Below are 22,932 nucleotides of genomic sequence, written 5' to 3' on the forward strand. Positions count from 1 at the left end.
ACGAGAATGCCAATACCGCAGATGGAGAATGCTTGATGGTCGACCTCGAGATCGAAGACGGCTTGGCGATCATCACCATCGATCGACCGCAGGCGCGCAATGCGATCTCTCTGGAGACGATGGATCACCTCGACAAGGCACTCGACGGCGCGCAGGGTGCCGCCGCGCTGGTGCTCACGGGCACCGGTGACCGGGCGTTCGTCTCGGGCGGCGACCTCAAAGAACTCAGCGCGCTGCGCACGGTCGAGCAGGCGTCGGCGATGTCGTTCCGGATGCGGTCCATCTGCGACCGGGTGGCTCGATTCCCCGGGCCGACCGTCGCCGCGCTCAACGGGCATGCGCTGGGCGGCGGTGCGGAGTTCGCGGTGGCGGCCGACATCCGGTTGGCGGCCGACGACATCAAGATCGGCTTCAACCAGGTCGCGCTGGCGATCATGCCTGCGTGGGGTGGCGCCGAACGACTGGTCGAGCTCGTGGGTTACAGCCGGGCGCTGCTGCTCGCCGGCACCGGACGCATCCTGCCGGTCGCCGAAGCCGAGCGCATCGGCCTCGTCGACCAGGTGATTCCGCGTGCGTCGTTCGACGAGCAGTGGCGGCTGATCGCGCGCTCACTGGCCACCGCGCCGGCAGGTCAGGTCAAACGGGTCATGCGCGGCGCGCCGACCACGGAAGCCGTGGCCGCGTTCGCCGGGTTGTGGGTGTCCGACGAGCACTGGGCGGCGGCGGACAAGGTGATGAAACGCAGCTGACGTGGGCCGGGCGTGGCTGCGACGGGGCGGTTCTCTCTAGACGAGAACGTCATTTCCGATTATCGTCACTGCCGTGTCGACCTCGCAGCGGGCGCTGGCGCCCGAGATCTCCACTTGGCCCAATGACGACCCGCAGTTGATCGGTAGCCGATGCACGGGTTGCGGAGCGACCACCTTCCCGGTGCAGCAGCGCTGCCCGAAGTGCAGCGGCGGCGAGATGTCCGAGGTGCTGTTGCCGCGACGCGGCACCCTCGTGGCATGGACGACGCAGGGCTTCCCGCCGGGACCCCCGTACAAGGGTCCGGCCGGCAAGGACTTCGTACCGTTTGGCGTCGGATTGGTCGAATTGCGCGAGGGTGACCAGGGCGTCATCCGGGTCGAGGGCCGCCTCACCGAGAACGATCCGGCCAAACTCCAGTTCGGGCAGGACGTCGAGCTGACCATGGTGCCGTTCACCAAGGACGAGGACGGCGCCGAGATCATCACGTTCGCGTTCGCACCGGTCGGCAACTGAGAAGGATGACGATGAGCAACTCCGCCAATGACGTCGCGATCATCGGCGTCGGCCTGCACCCGTTCGGCCGGTTCGACAAGACCGCGATGGAGATGGGCGCCGACGCCATCCAGTTGGCCCTGACCGATGCGGGCCTGGAGTGGAAGGACATCCAGTTCGGTTTCGGCGGTAGCTATGAGGTGTCCAATCCCGATGCGGTGACCCGTCTCGTCGGCTTGACCGGTATCACGTTCACGAACGTGTTCAATGCGTGCGCCACCTCCGCGTCGGCGATTCAGCAGACTGCCGACACGATCCGGCTGGGTAAATACGACATCGGTATCGCCATCGGGCTCGACAAGCACCCGCGCGGCGCCTTCACCGACGACCCCGCGAAACTCGCGCTGCCGCAGTGGTACGCCAACAACGGCCAATTCGTCACCACGAAGTTCTTCGGCATGAAGGCCAACCACTACATCCACAAGCACAACATCTCCGAGGAGACGTTGGCGCGGGTGGCCAACAAGAACTTCCGCAACGGTGCGCTGAATCCGAATGCCTTCCGCCGCAAGGAGATCTCGGTCGAGGAGATCATGGCCTCGCCGGTGCTGAATTATCCGTTGCGGCAGTACATGTTCTGCGCGCCCGACGAGGGCGCGGCCGCGGTCATCATGTGTCGCGCCGACATCGCGCACAAGTACACCGACAAGCCGGTGTATGTGCGCGCCAGCGAGATCAGGACGCGGACCTACGGCGCCTACGAAGTGCACGCCACCTCTGCGCCGCTGGACGAGGACCCTTCGCCGACGGTGTTCGCCGCCAAGGCCGCGTACGAGGCGGCCGGCATCGGGCCCGAAGACGTCGACATCGCGCAGTTGCAGGACACCGACGCCGGAGCCGAGGTCATCCACATGGCCGAGACCGGACTGTGCGCCGACGGCGAGCAGGAGAAGCTGTTGGCCGACGGCGCAACGGAAATCGGTGGCAGCATGCCGATCAACACCGACGGCGGATTGATCGCCAACGGCGAACCCATCGGGGCCTCGGGGCTGCGGCAGATGCACGAGTTGGTGCGTCAGTTGCGCGGCGAAGCCGGCGAACGCCAGGTGCCGGGTAATCCCCGGGTCGGCCTGGCACAGGTGTACGGCGCACCCGGCACCGCGTCGGCGACGATCGTGTCGCTGTGACGGGTTGCTACTGACCGCTGCGCAGCGCCACTCCCCCGTCGCCGAATGCGGCGGCGGTCTCGGGCAGCGGCTCACCTTCGAGTTGGCGTAGCCACTGTTCGCAGAACTCGAAGGTCTCGTCGTGGCCGGTGCTCATGCCCAGCGCACGCTCCATCACGATCGCCTGCGACACCGCGGTGGCGAAGACGGTCCACACCACCGGCGGGACGCCGGTGTCGTCCTCGGCGCCGTGCCGGTGCAGCGCTTCGGCGATCGCCTGGTTCTGCGCCTCCCGGAATCGTTCGGCGTAGTAGACGATTTCGGCGCGTAACGCCTTGCGGTGGTTGGCCAGACCCATGAACTCCATGGTGAGGCGGGTTGCTTCGGGCGCCGTACTGAACCGCCACAGCGCCCAGAGCGGCTGCGGAGACTGCAGCGCGGTGGTCAGCACCGTCAGCCCCTCCTCGGCCCTGCGCCGGAACACCGCCAGGAAAAGGTCCTCCATGGTGCGGAAGTAGTAATGCACCAACTGGGGTTTGAGTCCGGCCTGATCAGCGACGCGACGCGACGTGACGGCCGCGTACCCCTCTGCCAGGAGCAGCTGTTCGGCAGCGTCGAGCAACACCACGCGGTTCTTCGCGTCGGGGGCCCCGATTCGTCGCGATGTCATGGTCACCTCCTGTCTTGCACCGGTATCGCCCACGCTCGGACAGCACCGGTGAGTGCGCGACATGCGGCCTGATCTTGACCCTAGCTCGCAAGCCATGCTAAGCAGGTGCTCAGCATCTGCGTCAGCGTACGCCGGTACACCGGAACACCACACGGTTCCGGACCACATTCAGCGACAACCCGCAGCCCCGGGAGGCATGGACATGACGGACACGAGCGATTTCGACACGATCGACTACTTCACCGATCCCGCCCTCGTGCCCGACCCTCATCCCTATTTCGACCATCTGCGCAGCAAGTGTCCGGTGGTCAAGGAACCCCACTACGGCGTGCTGGCCGTGACCGGATACGACGAGGCCGCCACCGTCCTGAAGGACACCGACACGTTCTCCTCCTGCATCGCCGTGGCCGGCCCGTTCCCTCCCCTGCCGTTCACTCCCGAAGGTGACGACATCACCGACCAGATCACCGCGCACCGGCCCCAGATGCCGATGTACGAGCACATGGTCACGATGGATCCGCCGGAGCACACGAATGCCCGCTCGCTGCTCAACCGGCTCCTGACCCCCAGCCGCCTCAAGGAGAACGAGGACTTCATGTGGCGGCTGGCCGACGAGGTGCTCGACGACATCATCGGCGACGGTTCGGTCGGCCGCTGCGAGTTCCTCACTGCGTACGCAAAGCCGTTCTCACTGTTGGTGATCGCCGACCTGCTGGGCGTCCCGGAGTCCGACCACGAAGAGTTCCGCACCGTGCTCGGCGCGCCGCGTCCGGGCGCGAACGTGGGTTCGCTCGACCACACCGACCTGGTCTCGACCAACCCGCTGGAATGGCTCGACGACAAGTTCATCTCCTATGTCGAGGACAGGCGCGAGAATCCGCGCGACGACGTCCTCACAGCCCTGGCGACCTCGAAGTACCCCGACGGGTCCACCCCGCCGGTCATCGAGGTGGTGCGCTCGGCGACGTTCCTGTTCGCCGCCGGCCAGGAGACCACGACCAAGCTGCTCTCGGCGTCGCTGCGGGTGCTCGGCGACCACCCCGACATCCAGGAGGCCCTGCGCCGCGACCGCAGCCGCATCCCGGTGTTCGTCGAAGAGGCCCTGCGCATGGACGCGCCGGTCAAGAGCCAGTTCCGGCTGGCCAAGAAGCCGACCAAGGTGGGCGATGTCGACGTACCCGCCGGCACCACGATGATGGTGTGCCCCGGCGCGGTCAACCGCGACCCGAGCCGCTTCGAGAACCCCCACGAGTTCGACCTGAACCGCAAGAACGTGCGCGAGCACATCGCGTTCGGACGCGGGGTGCACTCGTGCCCCGGTGGGCCCCTGGCCCGCGTCGAGGGTCGGGTCTCGATCGAACGCATCCTCGACCGCATGGGCGACATCGCCATCGACGAGGAACTGCACGGCCCGCCCGGGAACCGTCGTTACAACTACGAGCCGACGTTCATCCTGCGCGGATTGACGGATCTGAACATCACGTTCACCCCAATTCGGTGAGCACATAAGCCGATTCGAGTACGGACCGACATTCTGCGTTCTAGACTTCGACAATGGTGTTGAGCAAAACGCTGCCGATGGCTGCTGCCGGTATGGCCTGCTTGTGTGCGGCGAGCACGGTGCTCGCCGCGGGAGTGGCCGAGGCACAGCCACCGCTTCGGCACGTGCGCTACACCGTGGGCGCCAGCCAGGACATCGCCAACGCCGAGATCTACTACCGTCAGGTCGATCCGCCGACGTGGGCGGAGTACAGCCACAATCCGTACCAGTTCACGCCCAACGTCGAGTTCAACCTCGGGCCGGGCAAGCCGTGGGTGTTCGAGACCATGCTCCGCGATCCGGATCAGTGGGCGATGGTGGTCGTCGGTATCCCGACCCAGATGACGCCCCCGTTGGAGGCACCGGGATTCGTGTGCGAACTACGCGTCGACGACGTCGTGGTCGCCACGGATTCGGGCTCCAAGGGGGCGCTCTGCTCGATACGCCCCTGGTGACCGCCGGCGGTTTCCCAGCCGGCTAGAGCGGCGGCTCGTTGATGCTCGCCGACGCATCGCCACGCGCCCAGAACGAACGGTTGTCCTTGCTGATGCAGGTCAGGAACAGGCCGTCCGGCGCCTGGGCCACCTGTCCGTCGAGCGCCGGACACAGGTCCCCCTCGTTCTTCACGCCGTGCATCTCCGGCGACCGGAACCACCGGGGCTCGTACCGCCGCGGGGATCCGCAGAACACCAGCCGCCCCCAATTCGTCACGCCGAACGCGTAATACGTGGTGTTGGCGCAGTACGACCCCAGCACGACGTTCGGCTGGATACCCGGGGTGCAGTTCGGGTAGTTGCAGTCGGCGCCCGGCGGAGGCGGCGGCGGCTGAGCGGCGACGGGCGGAGCCGCCAGCAGCCATGCCGGAGCCGTCAGAGCAGCAAGTCCCGCGAAAACAGAGCGCACTCGGCCATTTTCACATATTCGGATAACGAAATTCTCCCTTTTGAAGAGCATTTCTCAAGGCACCGTTAGGCTTTGGAGCATGGGTACTGCACGCGCACTCGGAGTCCTGGCCGCGACAGCGGCAACCGCGATCGCAAGCCTGGCCGGGGCACCCGCCGCGCAGGCCGAGGACTGGGGTGTGGACATCAGCGGCACGTGGGACGTCTACTCCGACGGAGAGTGGGCCAGGACCAACGAGGTGCTGATCGACCAGAAGTCCGTGCGGGAGACCTGGACCGTCGACGTGAACTGCGTCAGCCCGATCGAGTGCACCGGCGTGGTCAAGAGCAGCCTCGGCTGGACGGGCACCGCCCGGCTCGACGACTTCTGGTACATCGAGCACGAGGTGCCCAACTGGATGCCGTGTCCCAACGGCACTTTCGCGACCGGATATCAGAAATTCATCATGTGGGGCATGAACCCGGACATCGAACGACGCGTCACGCGGTTCATCACCACCATGGGCGGCCGCAACGTCACCAAGAGCGACAGCGGGGCGTGCGGCGTGAACCATCCGAAGGTGATCGAAATCCCGGTGCGGGCCGAAAAGCTCTCCTGACCCGCACCGGCAGTCCGCCGGTCACTTCGGCAGCAGGTCCTTCCAGGACGCCGGCGCCGGACCGGATGCCACCGTCCTGACCTGTTGCAGCGAACCGTCCGGCGCAAGGTACTTGCCGGTCTTCGGGTCGTACTGCGCGGTGGCGACCGACGGCCCGTCCGCGGGCTCTCCCTCGAACGCACTCGGCGCGACCGGCGTCGCTCCCGGAGCGAACTCCGCGGGCGCAGGTGCAGGTGCCGGAGGCGCACCCGGCGCGGGCGGCCCGACCGGGAACGGAGGTGTTCCCGGCGGTGACACCGGCGGTGTCCCCATCCGTTGGCCTCCCGGTGGGAGCGGAGTCCCCTCGAGCGGAGCGTGGATGCGGTCCTCCCCCTCGACGCGAGCATCGATCGGGATGCCCTGCTTGACCAGGTTGGGATCGAACGGGTACGGCCCGAGCGGATGCTGCCGGATGGCCTGCGGCACGAAGCCGCGGGGGTCGTTGCACAGCTCGACGGTGGGCGCACGCTTGCCGGGGTGGGCCATGCACGGATAGTTGCGGGCACCGCGGACGTTCATCGGCGAATCCTGCGGCAGCTTGCAGTAGAGGCCGTCCGGCGTGTCGATCACCGTCTCGTCCTCGGGACTACGCCACTGCGACGGCGGCAGGAAGCCGACGGTGCAGGGATTCGGATCGCTGATGGTCAGCGCGAAGTCACCCATCGGCAGACCCGACGGCGCGTTCTGCGGCAGGCCGAAAGACTGCTGCGCGGCGATGATGCCCGGGAACAAGACCAGCAGCTGCTCGATCGAGGGGTTGTACGTCACCAGGATCTGACCGACAGTGGTCAGGTTGGCCAACAGGACGGGCAGCGTGGGCTTGACCTGCTCCAGCAGCGAGCTGACCTCGTCGGCGAACCCGGGCCCCTGCTGCAGCATCGTCCGGATCTGCGGATCGTTCTGCACCACCTGGGCTGTCACCCCATCGAGGCTGCGCGCCCAGGTGCGGATGGCCTGCGTCGTCTCGGCCTGCGAATCCAGCAGCGGCTTCATGTCGTCGACCAGCGTGCGCGTCTGATCGGAGACACCACTGAGCTCGTCGGTGATGTCAGAGGCCGAGTCCAGCAGTGACCCGAACTCCGGACCGGCGCCGTTGAAGGCCTTGTAGGTCTCGTCGAGCAACTCCGGGATGCGGTCCTTGGGCAGGCTGTCCACCATCGCGCTCAGCTGATCCAGCATCGGCCCGGTCTCCTGCGGAATCGTGGTGTTCTCCACGGTGATTCGCGATCCGTTCTCCAGATACGGTCCGGAGTCGGTGCGCGGACGCAGATCCACATACTGCTCACCCACGGCAGAGACGCTGCGTACCTCGGCCTGCAGGTCCGCGGGCACCTTGGGTGAGGTATCCAACGACAACGTCGCTTCGGCGCCGTTCTCGGTCAGCGCCACCGAGGTGACCTTGCCGATCTGCACACCGCGATAGGTCACGTTGCTGAAGCGGTACAGACCGCCGGAGGCCGGCAGCTCCAGCTTCACGGTCAGGCGGCCGACACCGAGCAGTGTCGGCACCTGCATGTAGGCGAAGATCATCACCGCCACACCCACGATCGACGCGATCGTGAAGATGATCAACTGATTCCGGACGAAACGGGTCAGCATCAGCGACCACCTCCAGGTGCCGGAGCGACAGGCACGGCGGGCTCTGTCGCGCTCTGAGCTCCATACGGTCCCGCGAAGATCTGCTCACCGGTGATGGGCTGCGACTGCGGCAACCACGGCTGCGCCGGGGGTGGCGGGGTCACCGGCAGCAGCGGCGCGGCCACCGGCGGCGGCGCGGTCACCGCACCCTCGGGCGGAGGCGGCAGCGCATCGGCCGGCGGCGGGGCCACCCCGAGCTTCAGCGGATCGTAGGAGTAGTTCAGGTAATACGGATCGCCCGGCGCGGGAATGAGTTTGGCGTTCTCGTCACCCCACCGCGTACCGAGGAGAAGGGTCTTCTTCAACCGCGGATAGGTCAGGTCGAAGGTCGCGTACAGGTTGATGTAGTCACCTCGCGTGATGCGGTCGGCGAACGTCGGCCCGTACGGGAACGCCGTCGCCCACAGCACCGCCAGGTTCAAGTCGGGACCGATGTCGGCCAGCGCCCCGAGGATGGGACCCAAGTTCTCCAGGTTCTTGATCAGGTCGTCGCCGGCGTCGTTGACCAGTCCGGTGGTGGTGTCGCTGAATTCGCCGAGCTTCTGCAACGCCGTGGTGAACTGCGGGCGCTGCTCGATGAGCACATCGATGGCCGGCGGCACCTCTTTGAGGGCCCGGTCGATCACCTCTCGCTGACCGGCGAACGTGCCTGCGACACGGCGCAGTTGCTGCATGGACGCCACGATGTTGTCCCGCTGCTCGTCGAGCACCCCGACGAAGTTGTCCAGCCGCGTGAGCAGTTCACGAATCTCGTTCTCACGCCCGGATATCCCGGTGTTCATGCTGTGGATGATGTCGCCGATCTGCCCCAGACCGCCGCCGTTGGCCACCGTCGACAGCGACGACAACGTCTGCTCGGTGGTGGGATAGATGGAGGCGTCGTTGAGCGGCAGTGTCGCCCCGGGCTGCAGCCGGCCGCTGGGCTCCTCGCCCAGCGGCGGGTTCAGCGCCAGGTGCATCGAGCCGAGCAGGCTGGTCTGGCCGATCGTCGCCACGGCATTGGCCGGGACCACCACGTCGGGCTTGACCGAGATCTCGATGTTGGCATGCCAGTTGTCGACCGTCATCTTGCCGACGCTGCCGACGATGACGTCGTCGATCATCACCGGCGAGTTCGATTCCAGCGTCGCCACGTTCGGCATCTGCACGACGTAGGTCTGCGCGTCGGCACCGCGGCCCGGAGCACCGGGAAGCGGCAGCGAGTTCACTCCCTGGAAGGCGCAGCCCGTCAGGGACAGCGCAGCGCTGACCCCCACGACGCTCAGTCGCTTCATGCCGGGGATGCTCGGTCGCTTCGCTCCGGGCATGCTCGGTCGCTTCGCTCCGAAGATCATGACGGCGGCATCCCTTCTGCCGGAAGCAGTGGCCCGTTGGCAGGCGCCGGCGGACCGCCCGGCGCCGGGGTCGGCGGCAACAGCAGACCGTCGACGGACTGCGGCTGCGGGGGCAGATTGCTCTGGATGTTGGGCGGTCCCGGAATCGGCGCGCCGGGGAACAACGGCGGCGACGGGATCGCCGGTGCGTCGTCGTCGGTCGTGTAGATTCCGCGCGGCCCGTGCGGATCGGTCCAGCCCGGAGGCGGCGGGATGTCCCCGGAACCGGTGTAGGCGGACACCGTCGGCCGCGGCTCCGGCGGGTCGTTCGGACCGCTACCGCCGGGCGCCAGCTTCGGATCGGTGTAGATCAACCGCTCAGGGCTGACGGCCGGCCGCAGGTAGGCGTTGATCGGGAACGGCAGGTTCCCGAAGTTCAACAGCCGCAGGGCCGGTCCCAGGTACTGGGCGCACAGCTTGGCGGTCTCGGGCGCGGTGGTGTTGGCGACGCCGCCGATCAGACCGCACACGAACCACACCGGGTTCGAGAAGTTCGACAGCGCGAACGCGCCCGTCACCGAGCCGCCGTTGGGATAGAAGATGTTCTCGAAGTTCGCGATCGCGTTCGGCATGATGTGCAGCACGTTCTCGAACGCCATCCGGTTGTCGACGAGGATCTGGGTCAGGCTCGCCAACCGCTGCACCTGCTCGGAGGTCTGGTCTCTGCTGCCGGCCACGAAGCGCTGCACGTCGCCGATCGCCAGGGAGAACTCCGTGAGCGCCGAGTCGAGTTCGGACCTGCTGTCGTTGACGACGCTGGTCAGGCTCGCCAACCGGTTCTGGAAGAGCACGATCTGCTGCTTGCTGTCGCGCAACGCGGTGACGAACACCTGCAGATTCTTGATGATGTCGCCGATGTTCCCACTGCCTTCGGCGAAGATCCTTGCCGCACCGGACAATTGCCGCAGCGTCTCGCGCAGCTTCTCCCCGTTGCCGCCCATCGCATCAGCTGCGCTGTCGACGAACCGCGAGATGGACGTGCCGTCCATGCTGGCCTGCGGACCCAGCTCGGTGGCCAGCCGGGTCAACTGCGTCTTGACCTCGTCCCACTCGACGGGCACCGCCGTGCGCTCGCTGGGGATGACGCCGCCGTCATCCATGGTCGGGCCCCCACCCTCGCGGTAGGCCGGCGTCAACTGGACATACCGGGCCGCCACGAGGTTCTGCGCGACGATCACCGCACGCGCGTCGGCAGGCACGCTGACGCCGCGGTCGACCTTGAGGGTCATCTTGGTCTGGGTGCCCTCGGGCTCGATCTTGTCGATCGAACCGACCTTGACGCCCGAGACGCGCACTTCGTCGCCCGGGTAGATCGCGGTGGCGGTCGGAAAGTACGCCGTGATGGTGTACGGGCCGAAGAACACCTGGCGCACCAGGAACGCGGCACCGGCGACCAGCAGGAGGGCCAGCACGATCGCCGTGCCGGCCACCAGCGGCTTACGGGTTGCCATCATTGGGCAGATCTCCTGGCTGCGGAATGCTGTTGACAGGGAACGGGATCTCGGCGCGCGGTCCGGCGTTGTCCGGCGGCTGGCCCGCGTCCACGCCACGGCGGAAGCCGAACGCGTACTCGAGGAACGGCTGCAAGATCTGAGCGGGCGACACGTTGGGCACCAGCGCGTTGTAATACGCGCCGTTGGAGACGATCTCGCCCTGGGTCAGGTAGTACTTCGCTCCACCGGGCAGCATCTTGGCGAGGTTGTCGCGGTTCTTCTCCAGCACAGCCACGACCGTGTTGAGCCGTTCGAGTGCCGGCGCGAGCTCGGCCTCGTTGTCGGCGACCACGCCGCGCAGTTCCTGCGACACCGCGGTGATGTTGCTCAGCAGGCTGGTGATCGCGTGGCGCCGGTCATTCAGCACGGCGAGCAGATCGTTGGCGTTGAGGATCAGCGAGTTGACCTGCTTGCTGCGCTCGGAGAAGATCCCGGTCACGTCACCGGCCGTGCGAAGCAGCTCCGCGAGGCTCTCGTTGCGGCTGTTGAGCGACTTCGACAGTCGCGACAGTCCGTCGAAGGTCGGACCGAGTTGTGGCGCCACCTGGTCGAGTGTTTCGGCCAGCGTGTCCAGCGACCGGTTCAGCGAATCGGTGTCGGTTTCGGCGGTGTTGGACGTCAGCTCGCCGACGGCGTCGGTCAGGGAGTACGGCGACGACGTCCGCGAGGTCGGGATGGCCTGTTGCGGGTCGAGGGTTCCGCTGCCGGCGGACTCGAGCGCGAGCACGCGCTCACCGAGAAGTGTGCCGGTCCGGATGTGCGCCGTCGTGTCGGACCCGAGCGCGTACTTGCCGTCGATGGTGAATCCGACGAGGGCGTCGCCGTTTTCGAGCTCCACCGACGACACCGAGCCGACCTTGATGCCCGATACCGTCACGTCGTTGCCGACGGTCAGTCCCCCGGCTTCGACGAACAGCGCCTGGTACCGGATGGCGGTGGCCCACTGCAGGAGTCGTTCCGGCTGCAGGCCGACCGCGATGACCAGGATCATCAGCACGACGCCGATGAACCCTGCCTTGGCGAGTTGAGAACCGCGATACTTGAGCATCTACTCGTCCACGCACCTTCCCGTTTCTTGCTTGATCCAGGGGAAGACGACGGTTCGTCCCTCGAGATCGCTGGCGCGGAAGGTGATACCGCAGATGTAGTACGGGAACCAGGCTCCGTAGGAGCCCACGCGGGCCAGCTTGCGGTAGATCTCGGGCAACCGCTGCAGCGTGGCGTCGAGGCGGTCGAGATCGTTGGTCACGAAGGGTGCGAGCCGGCTCAGCTCGTCGACGGTCCCGGCGAGCGGGGCACGTCCCCGGCCTAGCAGGTCGGCCATCGATGCGGTGCCGTTGTCCAGCGCCTCGATGGCCGTGCCGATCGGGTCACGGTCTGCCGACAGTCCACGGACCAGTTGCTCGAATTTGTCGATGGCGTTGGAGAATTCCTCGCCGTCCTCGGAGAGGGTGTCGAGCACCGAACGCAGGTCCACGATCAGTTGCTCGATCGTCTCGTTGTTGTCGGCGAGCGCGTTGGTGAACGACGACGACTTCGACATCAGCGACTCCAGAGTGCCGCCCTGCCCCTGCAGGATCTGGACCAGCGACGAGGTCAGCGCGTTGACGTCCTCGGGATTGAGACCCTGGATGACGGGCTTGAGGCCGCCCAGCAGGAGGTCGAGATCCAACGCCGGCGCCGTGCGTGTCTGCGGGATCTGGCTGCCCGCCGGAACGATCTGAGTGGAGTCGGGAGTGTCGACGAGTTCCAGGTAGCGGTCCCCCACCAGGTTCAGGTAGCGGATGACCGCCTGTGTCCCCGTGGTCAACACGGTGTTGCGGTCGGCGTCGAACTTGACCAGCACCGAACGATCCGGCTGCAGCGACACTCCGGTGACGGTGCCGACGCGGATACCGGCGATGCGCACGGTGTCGCCGGTCTCCAGTCGCGACGCATCCGAGAACACCGCCGAGTACTCGTTGGTGGAGCCGGTTCTGGCGTCACTGAAGACGAAGAACAGGAAGGCGGTGAGTACCGCCATGACCAGCCCGAAGATGCTGAACTTGATGAGGGTTCCGACTGAGCGCGTCATCCTGGCATTCCGATCTGCGCGGTGTTGCGCGGCGGTCCGTCGAGCGGTCCGAACAGCCAGTTCTTCAGACCCTCGGAGTTGAGCAGGATGCCTGCGTTGCCGTACTGGGCCGGGTTCGAGCCGACGTCACCGATGAGCAGCGGCGGAACGAATTCGGCCGGCAGCTCGGGCAACCCGAGTTCGGCGCAGTAGTCACGGCCACCACTGCTGGCCGCCACCTTGGGCAGATCCCTCGGATAGCGGTAGCGCTCGACACCCAGGGTCAGGCCCGCGTTGACCATGACGCCGGAGAACTGCGGTGCGGACTTGGCGAACGGCACCAGGCCGCCGATGCCGCACCAGAGGGACTTCCGGTACAGGTGCAGCAGGTCGGTGGTGGGAACCAGCACGTCGAGCGCGTCGGTCAGGCCCTTGCGGTTTCCGCCAACCACCTCGTTGCCGATGTCGGCCAGACCGATGGCACTGACCAGGAACGCATCTAGGTTGTTCTGCTCCTCGACGATCGAATTGCTCAGCTGTGTCGCGTTTTCCACCGTGGACAACAGCTCACCGCTGGCATCGGCGTAGGTCTGCAGCACCGGCACCGACACCTCGATGTCGTGGGCCAGGGTCGGCAGGCTCGGTTCCAGCTTGGCCAGCAGTTCGTTGAAGTCGCTCATCGTCTGCCCGAACTTCTCGCCGCGGCCACTGAAGGCCTGCGAGATGGCACCGAGAGTCTGGTTCAGCTTCGTCGGTTCGACGGCGTCGAGCACGTTGACCAGGCGCTGGAAAACGGTGTTGACCTCCACGGTGACGTGCTGGCCCTGCAGTACCTGCCCCTTCTCGAGCGGCTCGGCCGACGCGTCCGGTGGCGCTTCGAGTTGGACGAATTTTGCGCCGAACACGGTCGACGACGCGATGTCGACGGAGACGTTGCGAGGGATCAGGTGCATCTGGGACGGATCCATGTCCAGGCGCAGTTCGGCTTTGCCGTCGGGTCGGTACGCGATCGAGTTGACCGTGCCGACCTGCACGCCACGCATCTTGACCTTCGCGTCGGGATTCATCACCAGGCCGGCCCGGTCGGAGACCACCGTCACGGGAACCGTTTCGGTGAACTTGCCCGCGAACAGCCCGACGGAGACCACCAGGATGACCACCAGCACGACGACCAGTCCGAGGCCGGCCAGCGGCCGCACGTAGTTCTTGTTCAACTCGTCCCCCTAGCCCGACAGGTTGAAGTTGCCGTTGGAACCGTAGATCGACAGCGACACGAGCAGCGTCACCGACACCACCACCACCAGGGAGGTCCGCACGGCGTTGCCGACCGCGGCACCCACGCCCGACGGACCGCCGGAGGCGAAGTAGCCGAAGTACGTGTGCACCAACAGGATCGCGATCGCCATGAGGATGGCCTGCAGGAACGACCACAGCAGGTCGATCGGGTTGAGGAAGGTGTCGAAGTAGTGGTCGTAGAGGCCGCCGGACTGCCCGAATATCACCACCGTGGTGAACTGCGAGGCCAGGAAGGACAGGATCACCGCGATCGAGTACAGCGGCGCGATCGCCACCATCCCCGCGACGATCCGGGTGGACACCAGGTACTCGACAGGCGGGATGCCCATCGACTCCAGCGCGTCGACCTCCTCGTTGATCCGCATGGCGCCCAGCTGGGCGGTCACCCCCGCCCCGAAGGTGGCGGCCAGACCGATGCCGGCCACCACCGGCGCGGCGATACGCACATTGATGAACGCGGCCAGGAAGCCGGTCAGCGCCTCGATACCGATGTCACCGAGGGAGCTGTAGCCCTGGATCGCCAACGTGCCGCCGGCGGCCAGGGTCAGGAACCCGACGATGACCACGGTGCCACCGATCATCGCCAATGTGCCCGCGCCCATCGAGATCTCTGCGATCAGCCGGATGATCTCCTTACGGAAATGCACCGCGGCGTGCGGGGTGCCTGCCAGCGCCCGACCGTAGAACAACGTGTGGTCGCCGATGCGCGACAGCCAATCCACCGGCCGGTTGACATTGCGGATCAGCCGCGGAAACCGCGTCCTCAGGATCGTTGTGGTGCCCATGTGTTCTCGCCCCTAGCCCGACGTCATCCGGATACCGATGGCGGTGACGAGCACGTTGATCACGAACAGCGCCATGAATGCATAGACCACCGTTTCGTTGACCGCGTTGCCGACCGCCTTGGCGCCACCACCGGAGATCGTCAGCCCGCGGTAGCAGGCCACCAGACCGGCGATCAGACCGAACAGGGCGGCTTTGACGCAGGAGATGATCACCTCGGGCACCCCGGTCAACAACGTGATGCCTGCGGCGAACGCGCCGGGGTTGACGTCCTGGACGAACACCGAGAAGAAGTAGCCGCCCAGGATGCCGATGATGACCACCAGGCTGTTGAGCAGCAACGCCACCAGGCCTGACGCCAGCATCCGTGGGGTGACCAGCCGCTGCACCGGGTTGATGCCCAGCACCTCCATTGCGTCGATCTCCTCACGGATGGTGCGCGACCCGAGGTCGGCACACATCGCGGTCGCCCCCGCACCGGCCACGATCAGCACCGTCACCATCGGACCCACCTGGGTGACCGCTCCGAAAGCCGCACCGGCACCGGACAAATCAGCCGCACCGAGCTCGCGCAGCAGGATGTTCAACGTGAACGACACCAGCACGGTGAACGGAATCGCCACCAGCAACGTCGGCGCCATCGACACCCGAGCCACGAACCACGACTGCTCCAGGAACTCCCGCCACTGGAACGGCCGCACGAACACATATCGCACCGCGTCCAACGCCATCGAGAAGAACCCACCGACGGCCTGCATCGCCCCGGACAGGCCGTTGGGCAACGCGATCCCCGTCGACCAGCGTTCCGGTCCCTTCACCGCCATCAGCGTGGTCTCCCTGGTCCTTCTAGAATCGTCACAGCCGCTACCGCCGTCGGTCCGCCGATGTTGTGCGCCAACCCGATTCGCGCGCCGTCCACCTGATTGGCGGCCTCACCACGCAACTGTTGAAACAGCTCGACGCACTGTGCCACACCAGTGGCCCCCGGCGGGTGACCTTTGGACTTCAACCCGCCGCTGGGGTTGACGGGCAATGAGCCACCGACGCTTGTCACCTCGGCTTCGAGTAGCTTGTGCGCGCCGAATCGTTCGGCGAAGCCCAGGTCTTCATAGCTCATCAGCTCGATACCGGTGAGGAAATCGTGCACTTCGGCGACATCGATGTCGGACGGCGACATACCCGCCGCCTTGTAGGCCTGTTGTGCCGCACGTGCTGTGGCGGGGAAGCTCGTCATGTCGGGTTTGTGCTGGTGCATCACGGAGTCCAACCCCAGCCCGACACCGCGAATCCACACGGGACGGTCCGTGAAGCGGTCCACCACCTCGTCGGCCGCGATGACGACCGCTGCGGCGCCGTCACTTTGCGGCGCGCAGTCGTACAGCCGGAACGGGGTCACCACCGTCGGTGCGTTCAGGGCCTGCTCCATCGTGATCTCGAAGCGCAGTCGCGCCTTAGGGTTGGTCGCTCCGTGGCGGTGGTTCTTGACCGCCACCATGGCTAAGTGTTCTTCAGTTGCCGAAGATTCGTGGAGATATCGGCGAACATGCAGGGCGAATCCTGCGGGCGCCACCAGGCCCAGCGGATAGTCCCAGGCCATGTCGCGCACCATGGCTTCCCATTCCCACAGCATTTCGGCCGAAGTGGTGTCACGCAACTTGTCCGCGCCCATCACCAGCGCCACGTCGCAGGCACCCGAACCGACGGCAAAGAGCGCGTTGCGGATGGCGTCGTGTCCGGTCGCGCACGAGTTCTCCACGCGGCTGACCGGCAACTCCGTCAAGCCCAGCGTGTCGGCGAGGATCCCGGCCGGAAAGCCGTCGGCCGTGCCCATCGCGCCGATCCACGCGGCCTGCAGGTCTGACTTCGTCAAGCCCTTGTCGACCGTCGCGGCGCACGCCGCGTACGCCATCGGGAGCAGATCCTTGATGCCCAGTGCGAAATGTTCACCGAACGGTGTCATCCCGGCACCGACGATCGCGACGCGCCTCATGCGGCACCCTGGCTGTCTGCTCCTCGCGCAAGCGCTCGTCGCTGACTGTCGGGTTCGAACGCATAGCCGTAGTCGGGCACCCCGGAGCGCACGGCCACCCGCCGCAGGGCAAGGCGGCCGCGGTCGCCGATGTCGACCGTCCCGGGCGGCGCTCCGGTCACTTTGACCAAGGCGCGGACCGCGACCTCGTCGAGTTCGACGATGACCAGCGAGTACGGCGTCCGCAGACCCGGAACCGGCAGGTGCACCGTGGTCTCGGTGTACACCGTCCCGGTGCGCGGCAGCGGCACCAGCTCATAGTCGGTCGACAGCACGCCGTTGGCGTCGACGCGGTAGCGCGGCGGGAAGTCGAGCTCACCGGTGTCGGCGAATCGTCCGGCCTCCCAACGCACTTTGGCCTCGAATGCCCGTTCGTACGCGGCCAGGGAGATCGGGATGTCGCCGTCGGCGATGTATCTGCCTTCGGGCATCGGACGGGGGGCCGGCTCGCGCCGGTGGATGGCGGCGGTCCCGCCGGTCACGGTGATGCCGGACAGGATGGCCTGTTCGACGGCCACCAGGGGCCCCGTGACTCCGCGTTCGGCCAGACCCGCCAAGGCGAACAGACCTGCGCTGGCACCCGAGGTCGGCAACGCCGGCGGGTCGCCCAGGCACAGTTCACCGACGCGCTCGTGGTCGACGCCGGCGATCGCCACCGGCGTGTCCAGCCATGCCGCCGCCAGCGACGCGATCAGGCCTCGTTCGTGCAGCAGGCGCGGGTCCCCGTAGTCGTGGATGTCGCCGGTGGCGTCGCGGGTGCGGACCGGCAGGCTGCGCGCCACCCGGGCCGCAGTGCGGACCTGCAGGCCGCGGTCTGCGGTCACGATCGCCGCGGCACCGGCCGGCTGCAGGTCAGCGCCGATGATCAAGGTGCGGGGCCGCGCCGAGCTCACCGCGTCGAGGGTGGCGGGCGCCCCGCCGAGTCGTTCGTCGACCTCCAACTCGGGATCGAGTCCCAGTCCGGCCAACAGCACCGCCGCGTTGCTGCTGTCGATCATCGGCAGATCACGGCTGACCAGCACGACACGTTCCACCGCGGCGCCGTCCGTCAGCGCCGCCCGTCCGGCCTCCACGGCCATCGTGACGACGTCTTCGTCGTCACCTGCCACGCGGTGCAGGGGCGCACCCCAGCACGGCAGGTAGGTGCCGACGGACGTGACGAATGGCATGCAGGTTGCCTCCAGCGAAATGTGTTGCCGGCCGCGTCAGGTGACGGCGCCGGCCGTCTTCAGCTCGATGATCCGATCCCAGTCCAACCCGAGCTCTTCGAGGATCTGGTCGGTCTGCTCGGCGAAACCGGGCGCCGGTCCGGACGTCGGAGCGCAGACGTCGAACTGTACCGGGTTGGCGACGAGTTCGAGTTCCCCTGCGGTAACGAGGTATTCGTTGGCGCGGATCTGCGCGTCCTGAGCAGCCTGCAGGGTGTCCTGCACAGGCGCCCAGGGACCGGCCAGCGTCGCGAACCGCTCACTCCACTCGGGCAGCGTGCGCTTGGCCATCGCCTCGGTGAGGATTCCGGTGGCGGTCTCGGTGTTCTCGGCGATCGACTCCGCGGTGGCGAACCGTGGGTCGTCGATCAGATCCTCGAGGTCCATGTGCCGGCACACGTCGGCCCAGAACTTGGTCGGCTGCATCATCACGAACGAGATGTAGCGGTTGTCGGCGGTCGGATACAGGCCGACCAGCGGGTTGATGGGCGACCCGTGCACTCCCGGCGGGAACGCCTCCATCCGCTCCTGGAGGTGGGTGGTCAGTGCCACCGTGTGGCCCAGCGCCCACAGACCGCTACCCAGGAGCGAGACGTCGACGATCGACGGTTCCCCGGTGCGTTCCCGCTTCAGCAGCGCGGCGGCGATCCCACCGGCCAGATTGGTGCCCGAGATCGTGTCGCCGTAGGCCGGCCCCGGCGGACCGACCATGCCGGGGGTGCCCGGTGGCGTGATGGTGGCGGCGGTACCGGCGCGGCACCAGAACGCGGTCATGTCGTAGCCGCCTTTGACCGCTTCCTCGCCACGCGGTCCCAACGCGCTGCCGCGGGCGTAGACGATGTTCGGGTTCACCGCGCGGATGTCGTCGACGTCGATGCCGAACTTCTGTCGGTGCCCGGGCAGGAAGCTGGTCAGGAACACGTCTGAGCGCCGGGCGAGTTCGAGCAGGACCTCGCGCCCCTCCGGCACCGACATGTCCAGCCCGATGCTGCGCTTGAGCCGATTGGCGTGTTCGATGTTCGGGTTCGGGTCGCCCTCGACGCGCAGGAGCCCGGTCTGGCGCAGTCCCCGCTGCGGGTCGCCGGTGACGGCGTGCTCGACCTTGACGACGTCGGCTCCCCACTCGGCCAGCACCGCACCGGCCGATGGGACGAAGCCGTACATCGCGACCTCGAGGACGCGAATGCCTTCCAGAGGCTTAGTCATAGCGCTTACCTCACCACCGTTGCGAACGTCTTGGTTTCCAGGAACTCTTCGAGTCCGGCCCGGCCCATCTCGCGGCCGATACCGGACTGCTTGTAGCCGCCGAACGGGCTGTCCGGGCTGAAGTAGTTGCCGCCGTTGATGGAGAAGGTGCCGGTGCGGATGCGGCGGGCCACGGCCAATGCCCTCTCCTGGCTGCCGAACACCGCACCCGAGAGGCCGTAGATCGAATTGTTGGCGATGCGCACCGCGTCGTCGTCATCGTCGTAGTCGATGACGACGAGCACCGGGCCGAAGACCTCTTCCTGCGCGATCTCGCTGTCCGGATCGACATCGGCCAGCAGGGTCGGGGTATAGAAGAAGCCCGGGTCGACCTTCTGGCCGCCGGTCACCAAGGTGGCACCCGCGGCCACGGCGCGCTGCACCATGCCGTCGACCTTGTCGCGCTGTTTCTCGCTGATCAGCGGACCCATGTAGGTCTTGGGATCCGCGGGATCTCCGTACCTCACCAACCCGAAGTTGTTCTTGATCAGCTCGACGATCTCGTCTTTGTGCTTGCGCGGCACCAGCAGCCGGGAGGTGAGCGCGCAGCCCTGCCCGGCGTGGGTGACCATGCTGAACGCCGAGAACAACGCGGCGGTGTTGAAGTCGGCGTCGTCGAGCACGATCGCGGCGGACTTGCCGCCGAGTTCGAGGAACACCTTCTTCAGCGTCTCGCTGGCCGCGGCCATGATGGCGCGCCCGGTCGGGGTCGAGCCGGTGAAGGTCACCATGTCGACGTCGGGGCTGGTGGTCAGTGCCGCACCCACCGCCGGATCGGCGCCGGAGAGGACGTTGACGACGCCGGCGGGGATGTCGGTGTGCTCGGCGATCAGCTCGCCGAGCGCGAGCGTGATCAACGGCGTGTCCGGTGCGGACTTCAGGACGACGGTGCAGCCGGCGGCCAGCGCGGGCGCGAGTTTGGCCAATGCCAGCTGGTTCGGATAGTTGTAGGCGATGATCGCCGCGACGACGCCGGCGGCTTCCTTCTCCACCCACCGGTGATGTTGCATGCCACGGCTTTCGATGTTTCCGAGGTCCTCGGTCATCGGATAGCCCTGCAGCAGTTCTGCGTAATAGCGCACGATGTCGATCGGCTGGTCGAGTTGCGCACCTTGGCACAGCGATTCGGTGGCGCCGACTTCAGCGATGGTCAACTGCGCCAACTCGTCGCGATGCTCGAGCAGCGCGCTGTGCAACTGCTGCAGGCAGCGCACGCGAAGCTCGACGTCGGTCGACCAGTCCGTGGTGTCGAACGCGCGCCGCGCCGCGGCCACAGCGGCGTGCGCGTCGTCGACGGTGGCGTCGGGCGCGTGGCCGAGCAATTGGCCGGTGGCCGGATTCAGCGACGGAAACGTCCGCTCGGTCTCGACCAGCTCGCCGCCGATGAGCAACCGGCGTGCGGCGCGCGCGCCGACGTTGTCGGCGCTTCCCTCGGTGGTCGCGATCGCGGGTGCTTCCGACATCTTCCTCCTCGCAGAGTTACGTCAACGTCTGCATTCATCTGGGCTGATGTGATGGAAACTGCATTCTCATCACCGGCGAATCATACATTCGCTCGATGAGAACTCAAGAAAATGCCGAGAACGAGCGCTGCCAGCGGAAAACGGTGCGACAATCATCGGCCGGACGTCTCGCCGATGACGATGACGCGCCCGAGATGTCTTGCGATTGTGCAGCATGCGAGAGTACGGTTCTCATAATCGGAAGGAAGATTCTTGATCCCTGTGTGGTTTGACGACACCCCTGGAGACCGCGGATGAAAACCGCCGTCGTGACAGGAGGCGCCTCCGGTATCGGCGCCGCGATCGCCGAGCGACTGCGCGCCGATGGTCTGCAGGTCGCCACCCTCGACTTGAACCCGGGAGACCAGAAGTTCTCCTATGCCACCGACGTCACCGACCGCGCCGCCATCGACGACGCGCTGGATCAGATCCGGACCGAACTGGGCCCGGTGACGGTGCTCGTCAACGCCGCGGGTCTCGACCGGTTCAAGAAGTTCACCGATCTGACGTTCGAGGACTGGCAGAAGATCATCGACGTGAACCTCCACGGGGTGTTCCACTGCGTGCAGGCGGTACTGCCCGACATGATCGAGGCGGGCTGGGGACGCATCGTCAACATCTCCTCGTCGAGCACGCATTCCGGGCAGCCCTTCATGGCGCCGTACGTCGCAGCGAAGTCGGGCGTCAACGGCCTGACCAAATCCCTGGCGCTGGAGTACGGCCCGTACGGCATCACGGTCAACGCCGTGCCGCCCGGCTTCATCGACACCCCGATGCTGCGCAAGGCCGAGAAACGGGGCTTCCTCGGCGACACCGAGAAACAGATCGAAGCGACCCCGGTACGCCGGATGGGTCGACCGGAGGACATCGCCGCCGCCTGCGCCTTCTTCATCTCCGAGGAAGCCGGTTATGTCACCGGGCAGATCCTCGGCGTCAACGGCGGCCGGAACACCTGACCGGGCCGGACCAGACCCCGCCCGAAGTACTCAACAGACCCCGCGGACATCGAAAGGAACACCACACTATGGGACGCGTTCAGGGGAAGGTCGCCTTCATCACCGGCGCCGCACGTGGACAGGGACGCAGCCACGCGGTGCGCCTGGCCGAGGAGGGCGCCGACATCATCGCGGTCGACTTCTGCGAGGACTTCGAGACCATCGGCTACCCGATGGCCACCCCCGAAGATCTCGAGGAGACCGCGGCTTTCGTCGAGAAGACCGGCCAGCGGATCGTCACCGCCAAAGCCGATGTCCGCGAGGCGTCCCAGCTGCGCGCCGCCCTGGAGGCCGGCCTGGCCGAGTTCGGCAAGGTCGACATCGTGGTGGCCCAGGCCGGCATCGCCGGCATGAAGGGTCAACCGCCGCTGCAGGCCTGGACCGACGTGATCAACACCAACCTGGTGGGCACCATCAACGCCATCCACGTCGCGCTGCCGCACCTGAAGGAAGGTGCCTCGATCATCGCGACGGCGTCGGCCGCGGCCCTGATGGATGCGCACAACAAGCCCAACCCCGGTGGCGACCCCGGCGGCATGGCCTACATGGTGTCCAAGCGGATGATCTCGTCGTTCGTTCACGACCTGGCCACCGAGCTCGCCGTGCGCGGCATCCGCGCCAACGTGATCCACCCGACCAACTGCAACACCGACATGCTGCAGAGCCCGCCGATGTACAAGTCTTTCCGGCCGGATCTGGAGAACCCGACACGTGCCGACGCGGAGCCGGTGTTCAGCGTGCAGCAGGCCATGAAGGTCAACTACATCGAACCCGAGGACATCAGCAACGCGGTGCTGTGGCTCGCCTCCGAGGAGTCCCGCTACGTGACCGGCATGCAACTGCGCGTCGACGCCGGCGGCTATCTCAAGTGGTACGACTACCACGTCTGATCAGCAGGACGGACAGCAACAGGGTGGAAAGGGAGATGCCGTGAAGGTTTGGGTGGACCAGGAACGCTGCCAGGGTCACACACTGTGCTCGATGATCGCACCGGATTCCTTCGAGCTCAGCGACATTGACGGCACCGCCTCGCCGGTCAACGAAATCGTGCCGCCCGACCAGGAGGACGCGGTGCGTGAGGCTGTGCAGTCATGCCCAGAACAGGCCATCTCGATCGAGGAGTGACCTACCCGGGTCGCTGATCAACAACGCGAAAGCA

23 protein-coding genes are annotated in these 22,932 nt (G+C 66.6%); 9 read left to right on the plus strand and 14 right to left on the minus strand.

What is annotated here, in order from left to right; all coding sequences use genetic code 11:
• Positions 1 to 35: 35 nt before the first annotated feature.
• The 3 genes from ACQI46_RS14555 (at position 36) to ACQI46_RS14565 (ending at position 2,429) form a co-directional block, all read left to right on the plus strand.
• A complete protein-coding gene (locus tag ACQI46_RS14555; RefSeq protein WP_427094707.1) occupies positions 36 to 749 on the plus strand; it encodes an enoyl-CoA hydratase/isomerase family protein in 714 nt (237 codons plus the stop codon).
• A gap of 61 nt (positions 750 to 810) precedes the next feature.
• Entirely contained in the window at positions 811 to 1,263 is a 453-nt protein-coding gene (locus ACQI46_RS14560) for a Zn-ribbon domain-containing OB-fold protein (RefSeq protein ID WP_427094798.1), read from the plus strand.
• Between the two features lie 11 nt (positions 1,264 to 1,274).
• Complete coding sequence (locus ACQI46_RS14565; protein ID WP_427094708.1) at positions 1,275 to 2,429, plus strand: thiolase family protein; 1,155 nt, start codon at positions 1,275 to 1,277, stop codon at positions 2,427 to 2,429.
• Positions 2,430 to 2,436: 7 nt separating this feature from the next.
• On the opposite strand, the gene ACQI46_RS14570 is transcribed toward ACQI46_RS14565, so the two are convergent.
• On the minus strand, positions 2,437 to 3,078 hold the full coding sequence (locus ACQI46_RS14570; RefSeq protein WP_427094709.1) for a TetR/AcrR family transcriptional regulator: 642 nt from the start codon (positions 3,076 to 3,078) through the stop codon (positions 2,437 to 2,439).
• Between the two features lie 202 nt (positions 3,079 to 3,280).
• On the opposite strand from ACQI46_RS14570, the gene ACQI46_RS14575 reads away from it, so the two are divergent.
• Both ACQI46_RS14575 and ACQI46_RS14580 read left to right on the plus strand, forming a co-directional pair.
• Complete coding sequence (locus ACQI46_RS14575; protein WP_427094710.1) at positions 3,281 to 4,579, plus strand: cytochrome P450; 1,299 nt, start codon at positions 3,281 to 3,283, stop codon at positions 4,577 to 4,579.
• 53 nt (positions 4,580 to 4,632) lie between these two features.
• Positions 4,633 to 5,073, plus strand: coding sequence for a hypothetical protein (locus ACQI46_RS14580; protein ID WP_427094711.1), 441 nt, complete (start codon positions 4,633 to 4,635; stop codon positions 5,071 to 5,073).
• Positions 5,074 to 5,095: 22 nt separating this feature from the next.
• Here the strand turns inward: ACQI46_RS14580 and ACQI46_RS14585 are convergent, their stop codons facing one another.
• Positions 5,096 to 5,521, minus strand: coding sequence for a hypothetical protein (locus ACQI46_RS14585; protein ID WP_427094712.1), 426 nt, complete (start codon positions 5,519 to 5,521; stop codon positions 5,096 to 5,098).
• A gap of 79 nt (positions 5,522 to 5,600) precedes the next feature.
• On the opposite strand from ACQI46_RS14585, the gene ACQI46_RS14590 reads away from it, so the two are divergent.
• A complete protein-coding gene (locus ACQI46_RS14590; protein ID WP_427094713.1) occupies positions 5,601 to 6,119 on the plus strand; it encodes a hypothetical protein in 519 nt (172 codons plus the stop codon).
• Positions 6,120 to 6,140: 21 nt separating this feature from the next.
• Here the strand turns inward: ACQI46_RS14590 and ACQI46_RS14595 are convergent, their stop codons facing one another.
• The 12 genes from ACQI46_RS14595 to ACQI46_RS14650 are packed head-to-tail and all read right to left on the minus strand — an operon-like array spanning position 6,141 to position 20,739.
• Complete coding sequence (locus ACQI46_RS14595) at positions 6,141 to 7,757, minus strand: MCE family protein (RefSeq protein WP_427094714.1); 1,617 nt, start codon at positions 7,755 to 7,757, stop codon at positions 6,141 to 6,143.
• The gene (locus ACQI46_RS14600; protein WP_427094715.1) at positions 7,757 to 9,070 is read right to left on the minus strand and encodes an MCE family protein; all 1,314 of its coding nucleotides are present in this window, start codon (positions 9,068 to 9,070) and stop codon (positions 7,757 to 7,759) included. Before ACQI46_RS14600 ends, ACQI46_RS14595 begins: the two co-directional genes overlap by 1 nt.
• Positions 9,071 to 9,126: 56 nt before the next feature.
• Positions 9,127 to 10,623 carry an MCE family protein gene (locus tag ACQI46_RS14605; protein WP_427094716.1) on the minus strand — a complete coding sequence of 499 codons (1,497 nt, stop codon included), beginning with the start codon at positions 10,621 to 10,623 and terminating at the stop codon, positions 9,127 to 9,129.
• Positions 10,607 to 11,710 carry an MCE family protein gene (locus tag ACQI46_RS14610; RefSeq protein ID WP_427094717.1) on the minus strand — a complete coding sequence of 368 codons (1,104 nt, stop codon included), beginning with the start codon at positions 11,708 to 11,710 and terminating at the stop codon, positions 10,607 to 10,609. The genes ACQI46_RS14605 and ACQI46_RS14610 overlap by 17 nt, the downstream gene beginning before the upstream one ends.
• A complete protein-coding gene (locus ACQI46_RS14615) occupies positions 11,711 to 12,736 on the minus strand; it encodes an MCE family protein (protein ID WP_427094718.1) in 1,026 nt (341 codons plus the stop codon). It lies immediately after the preceding gene.
• Complete coding sequence (locus ACQI46_RS14620; RefSeq protein ID WP_427094719.1) at positions 12,733 to 13,929, minus strand: MCE family protein; 1,197 nt, start codon at positions 13,927 to 13,929, stop codon at positions 12,733 to 12,735. Before ACQI46_RS14620 ends, ACQI46_RS14615 begins: the two co-directional genes overlap by 4 nt.
• A gap of 9 nt (positions 13,930 to 13,938) precedes the next feature.
• Positions 13,939 to 14,796 (minus strand): MlaE family ABC transporter permease, encoded by an 858-nt coding sequence (locus tag ACQI46_RS14625; RefSeq protein ID WP_427094720.1) that lies wholly within the window; start codon positions 14,794 to 14,796, stop codon positions 13,939 to 13,941.
• Positions 14,797 to 14,808: 12 nt separating this feature from the next.
• Positions 14,809 to 15,618 carry an MlaE family ABC transporter permease gene (locus tag ACQI46_RS14630; protein WP_427094721.1) on the minus strand — a complete coding sequence of 270 codons (810 nt, stop codon included), beginning with the start codon at positions 15,616 to 15,618 and terminating at the stop codon, positions 14,809 to 14,811.
• Positions 15,618 to 16,784, minus strand: a complete 1,167-nt coding sequence (locus ACQI46_RS14635) for a thiolase C-terminal domain-containing protein (protein ID WP_427094722.1) — start codon at positions 16,782 to 16,784, stop codon at positions 15,618 to 15,620. Before ACQI46_RS14635 ends, ACQI46_RS14630 begins: the two co-directional genes overlap by 1 nt.
• Positions 16,781 to 17,992, minus strand: a complete 1,212-nt coding sequence (locus ACQI46_RS14640) for an OB-fold domain-containing protein (protein ID WP_427094723.1) — start codon at positions 17,990 to 17,992, stop codon at positions 16,781 to 16,783. Before ACQI46_RS14640 ends, ACQI46_RS14635 begins: the two co-directional genes overlap by 4 nt.
• Positions 17,993 to 18,028: 36 nt before the next feature.
• Positions 18,029 to 19,237 carry a CaiB/BaiF CoA transferase family protein gene (locus ACQI46_RS14645; protein WP_427094724.1) on the minus strand — a complete coding sequence of 403 codons (1,209 nt, stop codon included), beginning with the start codon at positions 19,235 to 19,237 and terminating at the stop codon, positions 18,029 to 18,031.
• A gap of 5 nt (positions 19,238 to 19,242) precedes the next feature.
• Positions 19,243 to 20,739 (minus strand): aldehyde dehydrogenase family protein, encoded by a 1,497-nt coding sequence (locus ACQI46_RS14650; RefSeq protein WP_427094725.1) that lies wholly within the window; start codon positions 20,737 to 20,739, stop codon positions 19,243 to 19,245.
• Between the two features lie 293 nt (positions 20,740 to 21,032).
• Between ACQI46_RS14650 and ACQI46_RS14655 the strand changes: the two genes are divergently transcribed.
• The 3 genes from ACQI46_RS14655 (at position 21,033) to ACQI46_RS14665 (ending at position 22,898) form a co-directional block, all read left to right on the plus strand.
• Complete coding sequence (locus ACQI46_RS14655) at positions 21,033 to 21,734, plus strand: SDR family NAD(P)-dependent oxidoreductase (RefSeq protein WP_427094726.1); 702 nt, start codon at positions 21,033 to 21,035, stop codon at positions 21,732 to 21,734.
• Between the two features lie 68 nt (positions 21,735 to 21,802).
• A complete protein-coding gene (locus ACQI46_RS14660; RefSeq protein ID WP_427094727.1) occupies positions 21,803 to 22,663 on the plus strand; it encodes a mycofactocin-coupled SDR family oxidoreductase in 861 nt (286 codons plus the stop codon).
• A gap of 40 nt (positions 22,664 to 22,703) precedes the next feature.
• Positions 22,704 to 22,898, plus strand: a complete 195-nt coding sequence (locus ACQI46_RS14665; protein ID WP_427094728.1) for a ferredoxin — start codon at positions 22,704 to 22,706, stop codon at positions 22,896 to 22,898.
• The last annotated feature ends 34 nt before the right edge of the window (positions 22,899 to 22,932 follow it).

Origin of the sequence: Mycobacterium sp. SMC-4 (assembly GCF_050205565.1) — a bacterium.
Classification (GTDB): domain Bacteria; phylum Actinomycetota; class Actinomycetes; order Mycobacteriales; family Mycobacteriaceae; genus Mycobacterium.